General features: G+C 45.5%; 20 protein-coding genes. 13 read left to right on the top strand and 7 right to left on the bottom strand.

All coding sequences use genetic code 11. From position 1 onward, the window contains the following. Positions 1-6 precede the first annotated feature (6 nt). Both F7R24_RS11665 and F7R24_RS11670 read left to right on the top strand, forming a co-directional pair. Entirely contained in the window at positions 7-1500 is a 1494-nt protein-coding gene (locus tag F7R24_RS11665; RefSeq protein WP_151671438.1) for an FAD-binding domain-containing protein, read from the top strand. Between the two features lie 22 nt (positions 1501-1522). Next, positions 1523-1690: a DUF2256 domain-containing protein gene (locus F7R24_RS11670; protein WP_151671495.1), complete on the top strand. Its 168-nt coding sequence runs from the start codon at positions 1523-1525 to the stop codon at positions 1688-1690. Here the strand turns inward: F7R24_RS11670 and F7R24_RS11675 are convergent. The 4 genes from F7R24_RS11675 to F7R24_RS11690 form a co-directional block, all read right to left on the bottom strand. After that, positions 1667-4747: an efflux RND transporter permease subunit gene (locus F7R24_RS11675; RefSeq protein WP_151671439.1), complete on the bottom strand. Its 3081-nt coding sequence runs from the start codon at positions 4745-4747 to the stop codon at positions 1667-1669. The genes F7R24_RS11670 and F7R24_RS11675 overlap by 24 nt on opposite strands. Further along, a complete protein-coding gene (locus F7R24_RS11680; RefSeq protein ID WP_151671440.1) occupies positions 4744-6003 on the bottom strand; it encodes an efflux RND transporter periplasmic adaptor subunit in 1260 nt (419 codons plus the stop codon). Before F7R24_RS11680 ends, F7R24_RS11675 begins: the two co-directional genes overlap by 4 nt. 71 nt (positions 6004-6074) lie before the next feature. Beyond that, positions 6075-8477 (bottom strand): sensor domain-containing protein, encoded by a 2403-nt coding sequence (locus F7R24_RS11685; protein WP_168926824.1) that lies wholly within the window; start codon positions 8475-8477, stop codon positions 6075-6077. 49 nt (positions 8478-8526) lie between these two features. Further along, positions 8527-10713, bottom strand: coding sequence for an OsmC domain/YcaO domain-containing protein (locus F7R24_RS11690; protein ID WP_151671442.1), 2187 nt, complete (start codon positions 10711-10713; stop codon positions 8527-8529). 173 nt (positions 10714-10886) lie between these two features. Between F7R24_RS11690 and F7R24_RS11695 the strand changes: the two genes are divergently transcribed. The 8 genes from F7R24_RS11695 (at position 10887) to F7R24_RS11730 (ending at position 16886) form a co-directional block, all read left to right on the top strand. Next, on the top strand, positions 10887-11318 hold the full coding sequence (locus F7R24_RS11695) for a YeeE/YedE family protein (protein ID WP_206057537.1): 432 nt from the start codon (positions 10887-10889) through the stop codon (positions 11316-11318). After that, complete coding sequence (locus F7R24_RS11700; protein ID WP_151671443.1) at positions 11318-11752, top strand: DUF6691 family protein; 435 nt, start codon at positions 11318-11320, stop codon at positions 11750-11752. Before F7R24_RS11695 ends, F7R24_RS11700 begins: the two co-directional genes overlap by 1 nt. Positions 11753-11778: 26 nt before the next feature. Beyond that, complete coding sequence (gene hrpB / locus F7R24_RS11705; RefSeq protein ID WP_151671444.1) at positions 11779-14310, top strand: ATP-dependent helicase HrpB; 2532 nt, start codon at positions 11779-11781, stop codon at positions 14308-14310. Positions 14311-14405: 95 nt separating this feature from the next. Next, complete coding sequence (locus F7R24_RS11710) at positions 14406-14918, top strand: lipocalin family protein (protein ID WP_151671445.1); 513 nt, start codon at positions 14406-14408, stop codon at positions 14916-14918. Beyond that, a complete protein-coding gene (locus F7R24_RS11715) occupies positions 14918-15133 on the top strand; it encodes a VF530 family protein (protein ID WP_151671446.1) in 216 nt (71 codons plus the stop codon). Before F7R24_RS11710 ends, F7R24_RS11715 begins: the two co-directional genes overlap by 1 nt. Before the next feature lie 53 nt (positions 15134-15186). Beyond that, positions 15187-15705: a Slp family lipoprotein gene (locus tag F7R24_RS11720; RefSeq protein ID WP_151671447.1), complete on the top strand. Its 519-nt coding sequence runs from the start codon at positions 15187-15189 to the stop codon at positions 15703-15705. Then, positions 15706-16407, top strand: coding sequence for an aspartate/glutamate racemase family protein (locus F7R24_RS11725; RefSeq protein WP_151671448.1), 702 nt, complete (start codon positions 15706-15708; stop codon positions 16405-16407). A 2-nt stretch (positions 16408-16409) separates the two neighbouring features. Then, positions 16410-16886 carry an ecotin gene (locus F7R24_RS11730; RefSeq protein ID WP_151671449.1) on the top strand — a complete coding sequence of 159 codons (477 nt, stop codon included), beginning with the start codon at positions 16410-16412 and terminating at the stop codon, positions 16884-16886. A gap of 46 nt (positions 16887-16932) precedes the next feature. Here the strand turns inward: F7R24_RS11730 and F7R24_RS11735 are convergent, their stop codons facing one another. The 3 genes from F7R24_RS11735 to F7R24_RS11745 are packed head-to-tail and all read right to left on the bottom strand — an operon-like array spanning position 16933 to position 19362. Next, positions 16933-17118 (bottom strand): hypothetical protein, encoded by a 186-nt coding sequence (locus F7R24_RS11735; protein WP_151671450.1) that lies wholly within the window; start codon positions 17116-17118, stop codon positions 16933-16935. 13 nt (positions 17119-17131) lie between these two features. After that, positions 17132-18376, bottom strand: a complete 1245-nt coding sequence (locus F7R24_RS11740; RefSeq protein WP_240776099.1) for a YeeE/YedE family protein — start codon at positions 18374-18376, stop codon at positions 17132-17134. Positions 18377-18405: 29 nt separating this feature from the next. Then, positions 18406-19362 (bottom strand): sulfurtransferase, encoded by a 957-nt coding sequence (locus F7R24_RS11745; RefSeq protein ID WP_151671451.1) that lies wholly within the window; start codon positions 19360-19362, stop codon positions 18406-18408. A gap of 206 nt (positions 19363-19568) precedes the next feature. Between F7R24_RS11745 and arfB the strand changes: the two genes are divergently transcribed. From arfB to F7R24_RS11760, 3 genes are read left to right on the top strand one after another with little or no spacing between them, the layout of a single operon-like run. After that, positions 19569-19976 (top strand): alternative ribosome rescue aminoacyl-tRNA hydrolase ArfB, encoded by a 408-nt coding sequence (gene arfB / locus F7R24_RS11750; protein ID WP_151671452.1) that lies wholly within the window; start codon positions 19569-19571, stop codon positions 19974-19976. 42 nt (positions 19977-20018) lie between these two features. Then, complete coding sequence (locus F7R24_RS11755; RefSeq protein WP_151671453.1) at positions 20019-20756, top strand: glutathione S-transferase family protein; 738 nt, start codon at positions 20019-20021, stop codon at positions 20754-20756. Further along, positions 20756-21691: an ADP-ribosylglycohydrolase family protein gene (locus tag F7R24_RS11760; RefSeq protein ID WP_151671454.1), complete on the top strand. Its 936-nt coding sequence runs from the start codon at positions 20756-20758 to the stop codon at positions 21689-21691. The genes F7R24_RS11755 and F7R24_RS11760 overlap by 1 nt, the downstream gene beginning before the upstream one ends. Positions 21692-21802 lie beyond the last annotated feature (111 nt).

Genomic DNA, 21802 nt, shown 5'->3' on the forward strand with positions numbered 1-21802 from the left:
TGACTGATGTCAGTAGTTAGCGATATGCAGCCCATTAATCTGGTCTGGTTGAAGCGTGATCTTCGGTTACAGGATCACGCTCCCCTTACGCATGCAGCCAAAGCGGGTTTACCTACGTTAATCTGTTACTGTTTTGAACCCAGCTTACTGCGAGACCCGCACCTTCATGAGTCTCATCAACGCTTTATCGTTCAATCCTTAACTGATCTATCCACACAACTCAAACAATTTGAATTACGTCTGAATGTGTTTTGGTGTGATATGGTCACGTTACTGGAAACACTTCATCAGCAATTTTTCATTAAACATATTTATAGTCATGAAGAGATAGGCGTTGCCAGTACCTTTGCTAGAGATAAAGCGGTGGAAAGTTGGTGTCATCAACATCAAGTGAAATGGCAAGAGTTTCCTCAGTTTGCGGTCCAGCGTGGGCAATTCGGTCGTAAAGGCTGGTCAAAATTTGCTGATGATTTTTTTGATCAGGCTTTGGTTCAACCCCAGCTTCACAAGCTTAAATGCTTAACATTACCGCCTGAGCATCCTGTTCAGCAGCTTAAATGTAAACAACTCCCGAGCCGATGGTTACAACCTAATTCATATTATCAATCGGGTGGTGAATCTCAGGCACAACAGCGGTTGGATACTTTCATACAATCAGCCTTGCCAAACTACTGCTTTCATATCAGCAAACCCGATACCAGTCGGCTTTTTTCATCACGATTATCCGCATATTTAGCTTATGGAAATCTATCTTTAAGAACCGTGTTACATCGACTTAAAGAACACCCTTCTAGCCGTCATCGCTCTGCTTTCTATTCCAGAATGCGATGGCATTGTCATTTTGTGCAGAAGTTTGAATCCGATTGTCGTATTGAATTTGAACCTCTAAATCCAGCATACACTCGATTGTTATCACAGCATCAGCAAAGCTTGAATCCATCACAACAACAGGAGTATTTCGAGGCATGGGCCACTGGTCAAACTGGCTATCCTTTGATTGATGCCTGTATGCGATCGCTGTTAAGGACAGGTTTTGTCAATTTCAGAATGCGTTCGATGTTGGTCAGTGTTGCCTGTCATCATTTACAACTGGACTGGAAGCAAGTCGCGCTGCATTTAGCACAACACTTTTTAGACTTTGAACCGGGTATTCATTACCCACAAATTCAGATGCAGGCAGGGCTGACTGGCTTTAATACCTTACGAATTTATAACCCCATTCAGCAGTCACTAAAGCAGGATGCGCAGGCTAACTTCATCAGTGAATATGTTCCTGAATTGAACGATTTTCCGCTTGAACTGAAACATCAGCCTTGGCTTATTACACCGATGGAAGTACAAATGTTTAGTGATTTACCCGAAGTGTATGCCAAGCCGTTATTTGATTTAACTGAGACAGGACGATCTGCCCGAGAACGCTTATGGGCATGGCGCAACAGTCCTGAAGTCAAAGCGTCTGTGCCAAAATTACTGCGTAATCAGGTATCGGTTAATGGCTAAAAAGAGCGAGCCGAAAAATACCATGCGTAAAAAAGCCGATCTACCTCAGAAGATTTGCGCCAGCTGTCATCGTCCTTTTAGTTGGCGTAAAAAGTGGAAAGACAACTGGGATCAGGTCAAATATTGCAGTCAACGCTGCCAAGGAAAACGTGCGCAGCCTACTCAATCAGCGGACTGCAACACGCAATAATGCAGGAATAACGACCAAGACTAACACCGTTGCCACCGCCAAGCCGAACATGATTGATACCGCCATAGGGATCAGGAACTGAGCTTGAACTGAAGTTTCAAATAACAACGGCATTAAGCCTGCAATGGTGGTGATGGAGGTGATCAACACGGCTCGAAGACGTTGACATGAAGCCTCGATAATCGCGGTTTCCGCCTCCAATCCTTGTTTACGCAATTCCTGATAAAAACTGACCAAGATAATCGAGTTATTCACGACGATTCCTGTTAAGCCAAAAATCCCAAAGAATGACAGAATTGTTAGCTCTAATCCTAGTATCCAATGCCCTGCAACCGCACCTAAGAGCCCAAACGGAATAATCGCCATAACGACTAGTGGCAATAGATAACTGGCGAACATCCATGCCAGAACGATATAGATCGCAACCAGTGCAAAGATTAACCCAAGGCGCATATCACCTAAGGTTTCCTGCTGATCCACTGCACGTCCTTGAAATGACCATTCAAGGTTAAAGTCTCTGGCTAAGTTGGGTAAGACTTCTGCGGCTAAACGTTCACGGATTAAACCCGCATTGCCTTGGCTGCGATCCACTTCTGCTGAGACATGCACAGCTAAGCGCGCATCAGCATGACGCAGCGTTTCGAAACCGGGCTGACTGGTAAATTCCGCAACATGATCAAGCGGCACCCATTCACCACTTGGCAAGGGGATAAATAAACGCTCCAGTGTGAGTGGATTATGTCGTTCATTGGCTGGCAGCATGACGCGCACTTCCACTTCCTCTAGTCCATCTTGGAAGCGTTGCACTAGGGTTCCATCAAAGAATCCGCGCAGTTCTGCTGCAAGCTTACGGGGTGTCAATCCCAGTGCCTCACCTTGAGGCGTTAAACTCACCAATAACTGCTCTTGTCCGTACGGAGTATCATCTTCTATGGCATAGAGCCCGGGAATCTCTTGCATATTTGCAGCTAGCACTTCGGCTGCTGCTTTTAGCGTAAAGGCATCGGCTCCACTTAAACGAACATCCACATCCCTGCCCGGTGGCCCGCCCGATACTGCCGTTATTTGCACCGCATCTAAGCCTGCAGCTTTTGGAATACGTTGTTGCCATTGACTGATTAAGGCTTGGTTAGACACTGAACGACTATCTGGTGAAGTCAGCTCAACAATCATGGATGCAAACTGATCACCTCTAGCTCCTGTACCTTGGCTGCTGATACCCTGACCTAAGCGAGTCACTTTGACTTTAATCACTTCCTCATCATACAACTGCTCTACTTCTTCTAGCGCTGAATTCACTTTTTCCATAAACGCTTCAACGGTTTCAGGCGGTGTTCCAGCAACAAACGAGATATTTGCCCGCACCGTGGTTCCATCAGGGCTTGGAAAGAAAGTAAAACCTACACGACCACCCGCCATGATTCCGACAGCTAAGATGAGCATGGAAAGTGCTGCAGCCAGCGTAATCCATCGATTGCGAACAGAACGCTCTACCGTGCGACGAAATGGCCCGTCACGAAAATGCTCTATACGTTTTTCAAAACGTCCACGAAAACCTTTTTCTTCCTCTTTCAACTGAGCTCTTGATACAGATAAGCCTTTGCTGAGTTGATGAGGAAGTATCCAAAAGCTGATCAGTAAGGTCGCTAAAATAACGCAGATTACAACCAACGGAATTTCGAACAGAATCTTACCGATCACACCACCGATCAACATCAGCGGAAAGAAGGCTGCAACGGTCGTTAATGAAGAGGCGATCACGGGGCCTAGCATTCGCGTGGCACCTTCGTAAGCAGCATCTTCGGCAGATTTACCTTGGCTTCTTAAGGTGTAAGCATGCTCACTGACCACAATGGCATTATCGACAATGATCCCCAACGCCATAATAAAACCAAACAGCGACATCATATTGATGCTACCGCCTGCTAAATAAAGAGCAACAAAAGCGGTGGTAAAGGCGATGGGAATACCCACTGCAACACGAATCGCCAATCGACCACTTAAAAACAAAAAGAGGATCGCTAAGACTAAAATTAAACCACCTAAACCGTTTTTCAGGAGTAGCTGAATACGCTCATTGATCAACTGCCAGAGCTGGTCATAGACCACCAACTCAACGGTGTCAGGAAGTTGGTTTTGAGTTTGTTTCAGCCACTCGCTGAACTGCTTGGCAGCTTTTAAGGCATCAGTACTTTCCGTTCGTTGCAAGAGTAATTCAACGGCTGGCTTTCCTTCATAGCGAACCAGCGTTTCACCCTCTCGCGCTCTTCTCTCAATATGGGCAACATCGCCTAACTGAATTCGACCTGCATCCAAGCCAGTCGATACCGGTAAACGGGCAAAATCTCGCTCATCTCTAGCCTGTTGCAAAATACGTAACTGACGAGAACCTTGGTCTCGACCAAAATCACCCGCAGGCTGATCGGTGGTAAACTGGGCTAACTGCTCGGCAATTCTTGATGGTGTCAGTTCTAATGCTTGTAGCTCGATACTGGATAACTCAATAGCCATCATCTCTTCTGGCAATCCAGTGAAATCCACCTTTTCGATACCAATATCGAGCAATTCATTTTCAAATTGACGCGCTAATACCCTAAGCTCATCCGTAGAAGATAAGCCTGTTAACAACATTCTGACGATAGGCTCGTAACGAACGATACGAGAGACAACCGGCGTATCTGACTCCACAGGCAGATTACGCTGCTGAGAAACACGATCCTCAACCTGTGCCAGCGCTTGGGTCATATCAACGTCTTCACGGAATTCTAATGTGATCGCCGAAATGCCACGCGTTGAGGTTGACGTCATCGATTTCAAACCGTCAACACTTCTTAGTGTTTGCTCTAAGGGTAAGGTCACTCCAGATTCAATATCTTCCGCACTTGCCCCTGCCCAAGCCACACGGACGCTGATCACTTCCAATGAAAAGGTAGGAAAGAATTGGGTATTCAGTTTAGAAAGCGCCCAAAATCCTGACATGATCATCAGAATGATGAGTAACGAACTGGCTAGACGATGCTTTAAAAAAAGCGAAATCCATCCCCGTTCTGGACTCATAGATCGCTCCCAGCGGAGTACTCATCAATGACTTCGACTGCTAGTCCTTCAACCGCTTGTGGCAAACGATTCGCCAATACTTGATCACCATCCTTCAGTTGATCGGTTTGAACCAGAAAACCGGGTCGACCTTGCTGTTCATATTCACCCAGCAGATTAACGGTAATAGCATGTAATCGTTCATTATCGATCTGGTAGATGCGATCACGACCATAGAGAGCCGAGGTCGGAATCCAGATACTGGGTTCTAGTGTCGGCAAGCTCATACGTGCTTCAATAAATCGCCCTAAAGGAAGCTGTGTGGCATCTCCAGAGGTTAAACGGAAATAGCCAGTCATACTGGCTGAGCGATCGGTTTGTGCTGCAAATCGATCCAACTCAAACTGGTAACTCACCCCATCAACCAAGGCTTCGACAGTAATTGGGGTATTATCCGCTAACAAGCTACGTGCTTTAGCAACATAACGCAGTGGCAAAGTCGCCATTAATTCGATACGCGAAGGAACAACTAGCGTTGCCATCACAGTATTGGCACTCACTCTGTCACCTTGAGCAACCATCACTTCAACAACTCTACCCGCTTCAGGAGCGGTTAGTTGAGTTGCGGCTAGGTTACGCTCAGCAATTTGTAGTTGGCTTTCTACTCGCTTTAATGACGCTTCTAGCTGCTGTAAACGTGAAGGGTGCTGTTCAACGGCAAGCTCTTTTTGAAATAAGGTTAAACGTTGCTGCCTTAATGCTTGCTCAGCAATTTCGACATCTCGTGTAGAGACTCGATTGGATTGGGCTAATTGTCGATTTCGTTCTAACTGACGTTCTGCCAACGTCACTAACTCGCGGTCTTGAGTCAGAGAACGCTTATCCGATTCAAACTGAGCCAAACGTTGGGATTTCTGAGCGAGAAGATCTTCACGCTCTGCAAACTTAAGATCTCTTTCGGCTTGCGCATCAAGAGGATCGATTTGAATTAACAGTTCACCCTGATCGACACTGTCACCAGATTGCACCATGACTTGATCAATATCCCCGGCACTTCGGGCACGAATACTGGTTAATGCTTCCGTATTGATCTGCCCAAATAAACGAATAGTGGGACTTAACTCTTCTATTTGAATATTCAATGCTGCCACTGGCCAACGTCTTTGCTCCTCTTCAACCGGAGGGGCTTCAGGACGAGTCGCTTTTAATAACATAAAGATTAACACCGCAAAAATGATCAATGCTGGCGGTATTAAGTATTTTAATTTATGACGCATAGTGTCTCGGTAGTTAATATATAAGATTATTCTTATATGATATAAGAATTAGAGTTGTATAGCTACGAGGCTCACAGATGATTAGATTCTTTCCACTCTTCTAGCCATTCAGGAATAATATTGGCAGGCATCGGTCGTGCGATGGCGTATCCCTGTCCTAATTCACATCCCAGTTTAAGCAACTCATCACAATGCGCTTGGGTTTCAACACCCTCCGCGATGACTTTACGCTGGAAAGCTCCCGCTAAACGTATCACACCATCTAGAATGGCTAAATCTTCAGGGTCTTCGAGCATATCACGAACAAAACTTCGATCTATTTTTAACAATTCAGCAGGCAAGCGTTTTAGGTAGGTTAGTGATGAGTAACCCGTACCAAAATCGTCTAAAGCAAAACCAACACCTAAGTTTTGACAAGCAATCATGATATTGGACACTTGTACGACATCGTCCAGCGCGGTGGTTTCCAGTATTTCAAGCTGTAAGTCGCCTTTACGGATTTCTTTTCGACGTTTTAAATTATCTTCAAGATGATCAACAAAGTTAGGACTTTGCAGATGAATAGCATCAATATTAACGCTAATCGGTAAATGAATGTCCTGCTTACGCCAAGCGATAATCTGATCCATCGCGGTGGCTAACACCCATTCCCCCAACTCGATGGCGAGAGGGTCATTTTCTATTAAGGGTAAAAAAGTGACTGGAGGGAGTAACCCTCGCTCAGGATCATTCCAACGAATCAGCGCTTCAGCTCCGATGACCTCGAATGTACGCATATTTACTTTTGGCTGGTAATAAAGCTCAAACTCACCCGCTTTTAAAGCGTTGCGTATTTGCAGCAAACTTTCATTCTGGTCACGAAGTGCTTTATCACGAGCCACATCAAAGAGGTGAAAGCGATTTTTACCACCTTGTTTCGCTTGAAACATCGCTTGATCTGCTTGTCTTAAGAGTTGATCAGCATCCAAGTTTTCTTGCTGTGGATAAAAAACCACACCTATACTGGCAGAAATAGTAAAGTCTAAATCACCCACATAAACAGGTTCATTAACAACCGATAATAGATTTTTTAAGAACTGTAAACAATCGTTAGGGCTTTCTAAATCCTCAAGCACGGCAACGAATTCATCACCACCGAGTCGAGCTAATGCAGCCGTCTCCGGCATCGCTCTTTTCATGCGTTTAGCGACTTTAACCAGAAGTTTATCGCCAACCGCATGACTATAACTATCATTAATGGATTTGAATCCATCAAGATCAATATAGAGTAATGCTAACAGCTTTTTTTGGTGCTCAGCCTGAATCATGGCTGCTTTAAGGCGTTCAGCAAGAGATGTACGGTTAGGCAAGCCAGTTAAAGGATCGTAATGGGCCATTTGACTCAACTGCTGTTCCACTTCACTCCGCTGCATTTCTGCGGTTACTCGATCCACAAAAAGTTGCATCATCGAATTCATAGCTGCGGGATCTTTAAGTGGTTTACGACTTAACGCCACTAATATACCCATGGGATTGTTAGCTTTATCTGTTAGTACGTTTCCAATGTAAGATTCCGCCTGAAGATCAACCAGCATGGAATCTGTTGGATAGGCTTTCTGTACACTATGCGCCCGTATCATCTGCTTGGCCATGCACACATCGGCACAAGGTGTTCCATCAAGATGATAACTAAAGGGTTCAATATTTGAACCACTCTTACTGCCGGCAATAACCTGAGCACGTTTTCCGTCGGGTTTTAAAGCAGCCACAAATACGTAATCAATATCCAGTTTTTCTGAAAGGTAATGACAAACTTCTTGATAAAAATCAACGCCAGATAAGGGAGCAAAGGTGGTCGCTAACGCTGATAAAGCTTGAGTGGTTTGTTTGCGCTGCCGTTCAAGCTGTCTTCTACGCTGAATATTTACAATAAGATAAATAATCACTAAAGATTGGATAACCACTGCACCGATCAACAGCCAATACATCTGCGTTCGAGTACGCTGGATCTCAGCTATTTGGCTATCAACCATGGCTTCAAGTTGTTCTTGGTAATACCACATTTCCTGAGCGGAGTGTCGGCCTGGGGTGATGTCGTTAATAATGGAGAAAAGTAGATTTTGCTCATCAAAAAGATAAGGCCGAGAGTGAACTTCTACCGTTCGAAATTCATTGTTGGCTAGTCTATGTCTAAAAACGAAATAATTGCGACCTTCAGATTTAGCGGCAGCTCTTTCCTGTGCAACTTGTTCGGGAGTTAGGGTATTAATTTGTTGAATAGCCATCTGTTTAAGCTGCTCCAGCGGATAACCATAAAAGGCAGCCGCTGCAGCATTGGCTTCAACAATCTGGCCTGATTCGGGCTCGATGAGCAACATAACCACGCCAGATTCCGTAAATACTTGATCAAACTCAGGCCCTTTCGCAACCACTGAAGCTAATGTCGTTAACACTAGGAGCAACGATGCGACAGAAATGACTAGTAGACGGGCCATCCGCTTCAAACTGAAAGCATTTTTAGTTAGATTTATCAATTAACAACCCTTAGGTATTTGCGTATGCCAATCGTGCTTTATGCAACTTTTTGTAGCTTTCGATTAACCGCAAATGCTTATCCAGTCCTTCTAATTGCATATTTGTAGGGGTTAATCCGTAAAAGCGAATCTCGCCTTTAACTGTCCCTACCACAGCCTCCATTATTCCTTCGCCAAACATACGCTGTAGATTACAAAGATAATCTACTAAACACAAATCATCATCTAACTGTATCTCCAATACAGCATTGACCGCTCTGTAAAACAGCCCTCTTTCCAAAGTATTGGTATTGTACTGTAAAAAATGCTCAACTTTTTCTAGGGCTTCTTCATGCTGCTGTAGTGCTAGATGTATCTGCAGTTTCAGTTCAAGAATTGTCAGCTGACCCCATGGCGTGTTTTCATCAAACTCGATGCCAATGAGGGTTTTAATATCCATATATTCATCTTGTTCGCTGTCTTCCAAACGCTCTAACAGATCAGCTAATTGATCGTCAGTTAAACGATGCAGGTTTAGAATATCTTCTCGAAAGGCCAAGGCTTTGTTGGTGTTATCCCAAACCAGATCATCCACCGGATAGACTTCAGAGAACCCGGGCACCAAAATTCGACAGACCGGCGCACCTAAATCGGTGTGAACCATCATGTAGGTTTCATGACCCATCTCTTCAAGAATGCCAAACAAGGTGTCGGCTTCTTCCTGATTGGTGCCACTGAAATCCCATTCACAGAAAGAGTAATCGGATTTAGCACTAAAGAAGCGCCATGAAATCACCCCAGATGAATCGATAAAGTGTTCAACAAAATTATTCGGCTCAGTCACCGCTAAACTATTGAAGGTGGGTGGCTGAAAGTCATTCAGACCTTCGATGCTGCGACCTTGAAGGAGTTCTGTTAGGCTTCTCTCTATCGCTACTTCTAAACTAGGATGCGCTCCAAAAGAAGCAAACACGCCGCCATTACGAGGATTCATTAAGGTTACGCACGCCACAGGGAACTGACCACCTAAGGATGCATCTTTCACTAACACTGGAAAACCCTGTGCTTCAAGAGCTTCGATCCCTTCTAAAATGGCTGGATATTTTGCCAACACCTCTTTAGGAACATCAGGAAGAGCTAACTCTTCTTCAATAATCTGTCGCTTAACTGCGCGTTCAAAAATTTCGGATAAACACTGCACCTGAGCTTCAGCCAAGGTGTTGCCAGCACTCATGCCATTACTGAGGTAAAGGTTTTCAATCAGATTGGAGGGGAAATACACCACTTCTCCGTCAGATTGACGAACAAACGGAAGTGCACAGATTCCTCGAGCCACATTGCCTGAATTCGTGTCAATTAAATTGGATGCTCTGAGTTCTTGTTCCGGATCATAAATGGCTAAGCAGCGCTCATCTAACAGGCCTTCGGGTAAGGCATCCTTAGGACCGGGTGTAAACCATTTTTCACAGGGATAATGAACAAACTCACTCTGTGCTATTTCTTCCCCAAAGAACTGATCGTTGTAAAAGAAGTTGCAGCTTAAACGCTCGATAAATTCACCTAACGCTGAACACAATGCACTTTCTTTGGTGGAGCCTTTGCCATTGGTAAAGCACATGGGTGACGCCGCATCACGAATATGCAATGACCAAACATGAGGAACGAGATTACGCCACGAAGCGATTTCGATTTTCATGCCCAAGTCAGACAGGATTTTGGTCATATTGGCGATGGTTTGTTCTAACGGCAGATCTTTACCAGGAATAAAGGTGGCGGAATCTGCAGCAGGAGTTGCCATTAATAGCGCTTGAGCATCTTCGTCCAGACTCTCAACGGTCTCTATTTCAAAAGTGGGTCCTACTTGCACCACTTTTTTAACCGTACAACGATCTATCGAGCGCAATATCCCTTCGCGATCTTTTGCAGAGATGCTTTCAGGAAGCTCTACTTGAATTTTAAAGGTCTGGTTATAGCGGTTTTCTGGATCGACAATATTATTTTGTGACAGGCGGATATTTTCAGTTGGAATGTTTCTCGCCAAGCAATAGACACGCACGAAGTAAGCGGCACACAGAGCTGAAGATGCTAGGAAATAATCAAAGGGACTGGGTGCAGAACCATCGCCTTTGTAGCGAATCGGCTGGTCAGTGATAACGGTGAAGTCATCAAACTTGGCTTCCAGTCTAAGGTTGTCGAGAAAGTTTACTTTGATTTCCATGAGCGAGGGTACCGAGTGTCAGTTAGGGTGCGTTTGGCTAACTGGCTATTATCTCATTAATGTAGGGCCGATGTCTTGTGACTTGAATTCTGTAGGGATGTCTATATATTCGTTTGCTGATATATGGGTGATATCGCAGTTCTATTCTGTAAATTTCAACAAATGGGTGAAAAATGATTCCAAATGAATGGATCATGGGGCTTGTGGGTGGCCTGATGATAGGAGTTGCTGCGTCTATTTTCCTGCTGGGAAATGGTCGTATTATGGGGGCTAGCGGCTTAATTGGTGGGCTTGTTGATCGTAGTGGTTTGAGTGATTGGGCCGAGCGAATTGCTTTTTTAGCTGCATTAATCATTGTGCCGGCTGTGTTGATCGCTTTATTTGATATTCAAGTGTCAACCAATGCCACCGCTAATCTGTTTATTGTGATTCTAGGTGGATTGTTGGTGGGTGTGGGCACGCGCTTAGCCAATGGCTGCACCTCAGGACATGGTGTCTGTGGTATTTCGCGCTTTTCCATTCGCGGCATTATGGCAACCGTTTTCTATCTAGTTGCCGGTGGTATCACGATGGTATTGTTTAGACATGTCATGGGGGTGATTTAATGCAACGTTTATTGATAGCAGCCCTTGCAGGTGGTCTTTTTGGAGCTGGATTACTCGTTTCAGGCATGACCGATACTAACAAAGTGCAAGGATGGCTTGATGTCTTTGGAGACTGGGACCCTACTCTGGCATTTGTGTTAGGGGGTGCGATCATCCCCATGTTAATTGCATGGCAGTTAACAAAAAAACGCAGCGCATCCCTGAGCGGTGCTCCTTTCCCAAGCAAACCTAGCACTCAACTCGATCATAATCTGATTATTGGATCTGTGTTGTTTGGTATCGGTTGGGCGCTGGTAGGTCTATGTCCTGGGCCTGCAATGGCTTCCCTGAGCTGGGGTGGACTTAGCGGTGTTCTATTCTTCGTCGCCATGCTGGGTGGTATGCTATTGGTGAAACCGATTCGAACACAGATCGATAAGGTATTCGCCAAGTAACCTTTGAATCCACGTAAACTAAACGATTGAATTTATCTAATAGCTCAACACAGATAAACACTGGCACACTTCCTATTGACGAAGTGCTGCCAGCGTTACGCGAGCAACTTGAAAAGGCTTCAAGTGTATTACTCAGTGCTGCACCCGGTGCAGGCAAAACGACCCGAGTTCCCCTTGCACTGCTTAACGAGCCTTGGCTTCAAAACCAACGTATTTTGATGTTAGAACCTCGTCGTCTGGCGACTCGTCATGCTGCCCAGTTTATGGCGAAACAGTTGGACGAGAGTGTCGGAGAACGGGTGGGTTATCGCATTCGCTTAGAAACTCGAGTCAGTGATAAAACTCGTATCGAAGTGGTGACCGAGGGCGTACTAACTCGCATGCTATTAGACGATCCTGAACTTACTGGAGTGGGGTTGGTCATCTTTGATGAATTTCATGAGCGTAATCTTCATGCCGATCTAGCGCTTGCATTAACACATCAGTGCCAACAGTTACTGCGCTCTGATCTGCGCATTTTGATTATGTCCGCCACCTTAGATGAGAAGAAACTCACCGAGGCGCTAGAGGCTCCGCTCGTTGTCAGCGAAGGACGCAGCTTCCCTATCGAAACCGTCTATCAACCTGTCAATAATGCCAATACACCCTTGATGGAGCACTGTGCAAATACCGTGCGGCGCGCGTTGCAGCATGAGGGGGATATGCTGGTGTTTTTACCCGGTGTTCGTGAAATTCAACAGGTCAAAGCACGGCTTTCTGATCTGCCTGACTTTATTCGTGTCCTCCCTCTGCATGGACAGCTGAGTGATGCCGAGCAAAAAGAAGCACTGTCACCCGCTCCTTTGAAGCAACGTAAAGTCATTCTCACCACGAATATTGCCGAAAGCTCACTAACCGTTGATGGTGTTCGCATTGTTATTGATAGCGGACTAGAGCGCAGAAACCCATTCCATCTAGCCAGCGGGATTCACCAACTGACAACCCGTTACATTTCTCGTGCCTCTGCGACTCAACGTCAAGGTCGAGCGGGTCGTCAAGCCGAGGGAATCTGTTATCGCTTATGGTCGGAGCAACAACATGAACGTTTGGATGCGCATATTCGCGCTGAAATACTCGACAGTGATCTAGCATCCCTACTGATGGCGCTGATGCAGTGGGGAGCAAACGCCGATGAGTTGTTCTGGTTAACACCGCCACCCAAACCCGCCTTACAACAGGCGAATGACCTCCTTATGCAATTAGGAATGTTGAATGAGTGTCAAAGCGGTTTAAGTGATCATGGTCAAGCCTGCGCATCCCTAGGGATTGATCCACGCTGGGCACATGCACTCTTGACACTTCACTCTCTGGGCTATGGAAAAGAGGCTTGCGAATGGGTAGCTTTCATTCAGGAGTATCCAAACACAAAACGTCATTCCGATGACCTTTTCAAACTTCGTTCAACTGCTGATCAACGCACTCATCGGTACACGAAGCGAATTAAACCGCTCGCCCAAACACTTTGGCAAAAGCTGAAACAACACTCTGACAAGCTCTCGAGCAACCCTAAGCTATCAATCCAGCTAGCATCGGATGACCTACCCGCTTTATTGCTGGCACTGGCGTTTCCTGATCGTATCGCAAAGCAACGTGATAGCAGCAACCGTTACCAGTTGAGTAACGGTCGCGGTGCTGAAACCTTATATGAATCCGATCTATCTCATTTTGAATGGTTAGCCTGCGTAGACCTGACTTCACAAGAGCAACGGACAAAAATACGTCTTGCGACCGCTCTTTCTTCAGCAGTACTGGCACACCTTGAAGTGATCGCTTCGCAACTCTTTACTCACACCACTGAGATAGGCTGGCAAGCATCGGGTCAGTTTCTAGCTCAACGCCATCTTCAACTGGGGCAAATTCGATTAACCAGTCAAACTCTTCCCAGTTTATCCAATGAACAGTGGCAAGAAGCTTGGATAACCTATCTGCATAAACAGGGTCTGAAATGTTTAGCTTGGAATGACAGCGCCCTTCAGCTTCGCGCTAGAATGGTGTTAATGCATCAACACTCAGGAAACGATTGGCCTGATGTCAGTGATCAGGCATTACTCAATGGAAAACTGACGTGGCTATTACCCTTTCTTCAACAGGCACGGCATTTACGCGATTTAGAAAAAGTGGATATCACCAGTGCACTTCGGAGTCTGTTGAGTTGGGATCAGCAACAAAGTCTGGATAAACAACTACCCACGCACTTTACAGCACCAAGTGGTTCGCGAATCGACATTGATTACACGCAACACCCCCCTGTGCTAGCGGTGAAACTGCAAGAGATGTTCGGCTACGAAGCGCAGCCAAGCCTACTCCATGGAAAGGTCACCTTAGTGATCCACCTGCTCTCCCCTGCGAAAAGACCCCTGCAAGTCACACAAGACCTTGCCCACTTCTGGCGGAACACCTATGCTGAGGTTCGAAAAGAGATGCGTGGCAAATACCCAAAACACCCCTGGCCTGAAGACCCTTTAAAAGCGGAAGCGACTAAACTGACTAAAGCGGCCCTGAAACGAAGCCAATCATGAACTGCTAATCTAGATACTAGACGCGGACACTTTTTGTACAGCTCCTTTTATAGCTCTTTTTTATAACTCTTTTTTTAAAAGCCCTGGAGAATAGATTGAAAAAGCTTATCGCCCTAGTTTTTACCTTAGCCCTGAGCGGTTGTTCGGCAATGCCAGATGCCGTTAAACCCGTCTCCAATTTTGAACTTAACCGATACTTGGGTACTTGGTATGAGATCGCTCGACTAGATCATTCTTTTGAAAGAGGTCTAAGCCAAGTAACTGCTGAATACAGCCTGAGGAATGACGGTGGTGTAAGAGTCATCAATCGCGGATTTGATCAAGTAAAAGATCAATGGAAAGAAGCAGAAGGTAGAGCCTACTTTGTCGATACGGATGACAAAGGGTTTCTGAAAGTCTCATTCTTTGGCCCTTTTTACGGATCTTATGTCATTTTTGAACTGGACGAAGCATCTCAATACGCGTTCATCTCTGGTCCAACAACAAAATATTTGTGGCTATTGGCAAGAACACCGAATATCGACGCCGACATCATCGAAAAATTTGAACGCATGTCTGCTGAGCGTGGCTTTGATATCGATAACTTAATCTATGTGGAGCATGACTGATGAATCAGCAACTCAACAATCCGCTACACGGCATTACGCTTGAAACAATCCTTACGAAACTTGTCGATCATTATGGCTGGGATGCGCTGTATGAGCAGATCAGCATTAACTGTTTTCATAATGAACCATCGATTAAGTCATCGTTGAAGTTCCTGCGTCGGACACAATGGGCACGAGATAAAGTCGAGGCGCTCTATATCAATACCTTTCACTAGACGCTAATCTTTATTACAGTTTTCGAGAGTTCGACCTAATCAGGAGCCACACCATGTTCCGCTTGCTGTTAATCATGTTAGTGTTGATATTAAGTGCTTGCAGTTCCGTTCCCTCCAACCTGCAACTCGCAAATGAACAAGCGCTACTGGATTTTTCTGCCGCTAAAACAACTGAATCCACAGGGCAACTTGTACGCTGGGGTGGAGAGATAGCGGCCGTCAGAAATCTTGAACAAGGCAGTGTCATCGAGGTGGTTGAATTCACGTTGAATGCATCTGGACGTCCTATTAAATCAGACGTGAGCAGTGGCCGATTTAGAATTTTGGTAACTGATTTTATTGATCCCGTAATTTATGCAGAAGGTCGAGAGGTCACCGCCGTTGGGCAATTTACTGAACTTGAAACAGGTCAAGTCGGTGAGCAACCTTATCAGTTTCCTGTTCTAAAAGCTGAAAATGTCCATCTTTGGCCGGAACTGCAAGAACCGCCTAACCTGAATTGCAATTGCGATCCATTCTTCTTTCATCGTGGCTTTATGATGTCGCCGATTATTGTCGTACCGAGGGATTAAATGAAAACCATTGGCCTAATCGGCGGAATGAGCTGGGAGTCGACTCAAACCTATTATCGACTGATCAACGAAGGCGTCAAAGCCGAGCTGGGTGGCCTTCATTCAGCCAAGCTGGTTCTCTACAGTGTCGATTTTGCCGAAATAGAATCACTGCAACATCAGGGTAATTGGCCTGCGACAGCAGAGATCTTGATGAATGCCGCGCAAGCACTCGAACGTGCTGGAGCCGACTTCATTGTAATCTGTACTAACACGATGCATAAAGTCGCCGAACAGATCGAGCAAGCAATTCGTATTCCGCTACTTCACATAGCAGACGCGACAGCAGCGGTATTGAAGCTAGACGCTATAAAGCGCATTGGACTGCTAGGAACACGGTTTACCATGGAACAAACCTTCTATCGCGAACGGCTGGAACATCATGGCATTCAAGTTATCATTCCTGACAAACAGCAACGTGAGCGTATTCATTCTGTTATTTATAATGAACTATGCCTTGGTAAGATTAATGCCCAATCCAAACACGATTATTTAGAAATCGTTACGTCTTTGAAAGACCAAGGTGCTGAGGGAGTGATTTTAGGCTGCACCGAGATAGGTCTGTTAATCCAGCGCTCAGATACGAATGTTACACTCTATGATACGACTGAAATACACGCTCACGAGGCCGTTAAAGTCGCACTCAATCATATTAAGGACTGACTATGAAAAAGATTAAAACGCTTTTTGCCCCTTTAATTCTTGCCCTTTTTTTGAGCACACAGGTATTTGCTAATATGGAAGCCTTTCCAGAAGCAGAAAAAGGGATGACTCGATTTGTACTCGAACTTCCCGCTCAAAATGATGAATCGGACTTTAAAGTTGAGCTATTAGTAGGACGCACCCTACTGACAGATGAGCACAATCGCTACTTTTTTGTTGGCGCTATTGAAGAAGTCGATATCGAGGGCTGGGGCTACACCCGCTATGTTGTCAATGAACTAGGGCCCATGGCCGGGACTTTAATGGCGGTAGATCCTAATACCCCGAAAGTGGAGCGCTTTATTTCATTAGGAGGAGAACCCTACCTCATCAGATACAATAGCCGTTTGCCGATCGTTGTTTATGTGCCAGAAGGCACGCAAGTTAAGTATCGTATTTGGCAGGCGGATAAGGAATTTTCAGCGGTTAGAGAAGGCTGACTAAAAGACTGAAGCCTCCTCCGTGAGGCTTCAAGACAATCGCGCGTCAATCGCGAGAGGATGGACAAGGTGCACCACAAGGTGCGCAGGCTCCAACATCTAACTGATTCAAGCTGGTGCGAGCATTACCCTGCCCTGTGTTAAATGCAAAAGTTGGGCTATGCAGGTGATCCACCATGATCAACGCAAAGATAGCCAGTAGCGCAAAGATGACTCGATGTTTACGATACATACTCACCTCCCCTTTAATCCGGCAGACTAAACTTGGGACGTAATTTCACCCCAATAATGGAACCGAGAAAAGCAGAAGCAAACCAGATCCAACCATGCAAGCTCGCCGAGGCGATTCCCGAAAAGAAGGCACCCACATTGCAGCCAAACCCTAAACGAGCACCATAACCCATCAATAAACCACCGATAATTGCCGCCAGAAAAGGCTTCAATTGTGGTAGATTTTTACCGGTTGCATTGAAGTTGTTCGCCAGTCCCGCCGCTAGCATGGCACCCAGTAAGAGCCCAAAGTTCATCACCGAGGTCACATTCACTAAAACAGAATCTCTGAGGGCTTGAGCTGGAAAATCCCAAGTCCAAAATTCATATTGGCTCATGTCCATGCCAAACGCTTGGGCCACTTTGGCGCCCCATAAACCAAAGGCAAAGGTAATGCTCCAAGGTGAACCACTGATCAGTAGTGTCAAAAGATTACCAACAGCTAACACAACGACGGCCCACATAAACGGCCAACGTCCTGTCAGTAATGTCGCGCCCCAACCTTTTTCTCCCGGTCTAAACTGAATATCTGCATGACTAACGTGGCCATGAGATTTTTGTTCAACCTTTCTGATCCAAAGGTACACAGCTAGTAAGGCAATTCCCTGAACAATCAGCGCACCAGTAACACCAAATCCTGAGATCAAACTAATAGGATCTGTTCCTGGACGATCTAACCACCAAGGTAAATGGAAGGTACCAACTAAACTGCCAATGATGAAGAAAATCAGGGTCACCGTCATGCGTAAGTTACCAGCACCTACCGTAAACAGTGTTCCAGAGCCACAACCACCGCCCAGTTGCATGCCTAAGCCAAATAGGAAAGAACCAACTATCAAAGAGAGACCTACCGGTGCCACAGCACCGACCATACCCGGTTGACCTGAACCCAGCACAGGAATCATTAATAGAGACGCTAAAGCGATGAGGATCAGTTGTGCGCGAAGGCCAGCACTCTCTTTTTTGACGATCAAATTACGCCAACCTGCCGTAAAGCCAAACGCGCCATGATACAAAGCAACACCCAGAAGGCCACCCAGGAAAAACAGCCCCACTAAAAAAGGTGCTGTTTCCATGTAAATCAGCGTACCTAGCAAGCCGAGACCGATTAAAGCCACTAGTACCACAAACCCATCAATGCGAATACCCGTCGACTTTGCTTCAGCTTTTACTAAAGCATCAGCCGGATTCGATGAAAAGGTTTCCGTTAAATTTGACACTTGATTACCCTTGTTTATTACCAATCAGATTAGTTTTGAAAACGCGCTAAGAAGCGAGAAATACCTCTTGATGGCACTTGAGTCACTCGCTCACCACCGTGAGCCCACTCAGCCATCGAGCCATCATATAGACTGATATTCTCAAGTCCAGCCACTTCACTAAATGCAAACCAATCTGTTGCGGCCCAGTGCCCTGTATTGCAGAAAGTCACCAAGTCAGATGCATCGGTTAAGCTATTGGCAACCAGTTGACGCTCTAACATAGACTCGTCTAAAAACCATGCACCATCACGTTCCACTAGGAAACTCTGATGTTCGAAATTGATCGCTCCGGGTAAGGTTCCAGGTGCAGCCACAGGACCTGCTTGTGTTTGCCCAGTAAAAAACGCTTCAGGACGAGCATCCACTAAGCTTTGTGGGCGAGAGGCAACACGTGATTCGATTTCAGGAAGCTCAGCCAACAGCTCAGGACGAGGATTAGCAACATAACGAACAGGATGATACTCAGGACTGCCGGATGCCACAGGGAAACCAGCGGCTTGCCAACCTTTAAAACCACCATTAAGCAAAGAAACCTGTTCCTGACCTAGATACTTAAGGGTCCAATAGACACGCGCCGCTGAACCAAAATCAGTAGGGCCTGAACCGGCTGGAATCACGACAACATGACGATCTGGAGTCACGCCTAAACTACCGACTAACCTTTCCAAAGCAGATACAGAAGGCTTCAATCCAGTGACACCACCCCGGTTCTCGCGCCAGCCATCATCGGTATAACTGGAATAAAGACTTCCCGGAATATGTGCTGCCTCAAAACTGGCACGATCACCACCCTCATCGATACTGCTACGAACATCGATCATGATGATTGATTCATCATCTAGACGATCTTTCAACCATTGCGAGGACACAAGGCCCGCTTGGGCATTAAGGGCAAAAACGGACAAGCCGCAGGCGAGTAAAACAGACTTCAAGATTTTTTTCATGGGTCAACTCACGGTTTATAGGTTAAGTGCGCCCATTCTTAACAAAATGTTGATATACATCAATAGATCCTAAAAGAATATTTTAAGATATTTTTATTCTATAATGGAATATTAATTTAGGAGTTGCTGCAAAATGTGATTGTTAATTCACTGATATAATCGGTAGAGTAATCATTAAACAATGGAATAATACCTATGAGGTAACTTTGCTAGAAATATCGCCAAACATTACCCTTGCCGATTGGGAAATTGAGTTCCAAGCGATTCGAGCCCAAGGAGCAGGCGGCCAAAATGTCAACAAGGTGTCTTCAGCAGTACATCTTCGCTTTGACATCCAACGCTCGTCATTGCTTGCCTACTATAAAGAGCGTTTGATGCATTACTCAGATCAGCGTATTACCCAAGAAGGTGTGATAGTGATCAAAGCCCAACGTTTTCGTACCCTGGAAATGAACAAAGAAGATGCATTGCAACGCTTGAGGGAACTGATTCAAGCAGCCATTAAACCCACAAAAATGCGTCGAGCTACCAAGCCAACCAAAGGATCTCAACGGCGACGAGTCGATCAGAAAACTCAACGGGGAAAGGTTAAGGCATTACGTAAAGCGCCATAGTAAATAAATAAAAACAAATCAATAATTACTGAGCATTGTAAAATGAGCGACCTTAAACTCTACCAATTCCCCATTTCCCATTATTGTGAAAAAGTACGCTGGGCATTGGACTTGAAAGGGCTTCATTATCAAACCCAAAATTTGTTGCCTGGATTTCATATCAAGGTTATTCGTCAATTTGCTAAATCTAGCGCTGTTCCTCTGCTTAAGCATGGTAATCAAGCTATCCAAGGATCAGCCGAGATACTCGATTACCTTGATACAATTAAAGTCGATACCTGTTACACCCCTGTTGATGCAACGCTGGCAAGAGAATGGGAATCAAGACTGGATTCAGAGTTAGGACCCGCTACTCGTGTTTTTGCCTATTATTATTTGTTAGATCATCCTAAGATTTTAGTTCCTTGGTTATCGACCGGCTTGCCGTTTTATTCACGCTGGTTATTTCGACTGCTCTTTCCAAAAATCGCACACGTTATGCGCAAGAAAATGCGTATCAACGCTGAAACTGCAGAAGCATCTCGCGTTGTTCTTGAACACCTATTAACAGAAGTCGCACAGATCTATCGAACTGAGAAATACCTGGCTGGTGATCACTTTTCGCGTGCCGATATTACCGCCTGCTCCCTGTTAGCGCCTTTGTTCATGCCACAAGAATACGGTATACATTGGGGCTCAACTAACAGTTTCCCAATAGAATTTAAGCAGTGGATAGATGATCATCAAAGTGATCTCTTTGTAGTTGCAACCGTCTATCAAAAAAATAGGAAGGTTAATTAATGCAGTTAAAACGTGCTCAAGGATGCTTAGTCGGACAACTGGCAGGTGATGCCTTAGGCAGTTTGGTTGAATTTCAAGATGCTGACAGCATTAGCAAAAACTATCCCAAGGGTGTACGCGAATTAGTCGATGGCGGTACTTGGAACACGCTGGCTGGTCAACCGACAGATGACTCCGAGATGGCGCTCGATCTTGCAAGAATGCTGGTTAAGCATGGTCACTATGATGCTAATGAAGCCTTTAAAGCTTATCAAGGGTGGATTGACTCACAGCCATTTGATTGCGGTTTAACCATTAGTGATGGACTCAAGGGCGTTCCCAATACCGACAGTCAAGCCAATGGAGCGTTAATGCGTATCAGCCCGTTAGGCATTTTTGCGGCTGAATCGTCTGATAAAGAGATCATCGATTGGGCGATGCAGGATGCGGCTCTAACTCACCCCCATCAAATCTGTCAGCAAGCCAATGCTTTATTTGTGCTTGGAATTGCCAGAGCCATTCAAAAGCGCCTCTCTGCAGCAGAGGTATATGAATTGATTGAAAATTATGCCAACCACTTGGATGTTGATTTTGAGCTAAAAGCCATCATCGGTGATGCCGCTTTCATGGCACCTTCAGATTACATAGATAAACAAGGCTGGGTATTAATTGCATTTCAAAACGCACTTTGGCAGCTTCTGCATGCACCCAATCTTGAGGAAGCACTGATCGATACCGTTGGACGTGGTGGTGATACGGATACCAATGCAGCCATTTGCGGGGCGCTTCTGGGTGCCGTTTATGGTATTGATGCCATTCCACAGCAATGGCTTACGTCGATACTTGAATGTCGTCCATTGCAAGGTAAAGCAGGAGTTCATCGCCCAAGACCTGAGCGCTATTGGCCCGTGGATGCGCTTGAAATCGCTGGAAAGCTGCTACCCAGTCATCCCTGAAATCAAGGATCGTAAGTATATGGTCACACTGGTAAACGCCATGATCGACTTAGGTGCTCCTTGTGTCAGCAACAAATCGCCCGCTGGAATAGCTACTCACAAAACTTCCGG

It is taken from the genome of Nitrincola schmidtii (genome assembly GCF_008973715.1).
GTDB lineage: Bacteria > Pseudomonadota > Gammaproteobacteria > Pseudomonadales > Balneatricaceae > Nitrincola > Nitrincola schmidtii.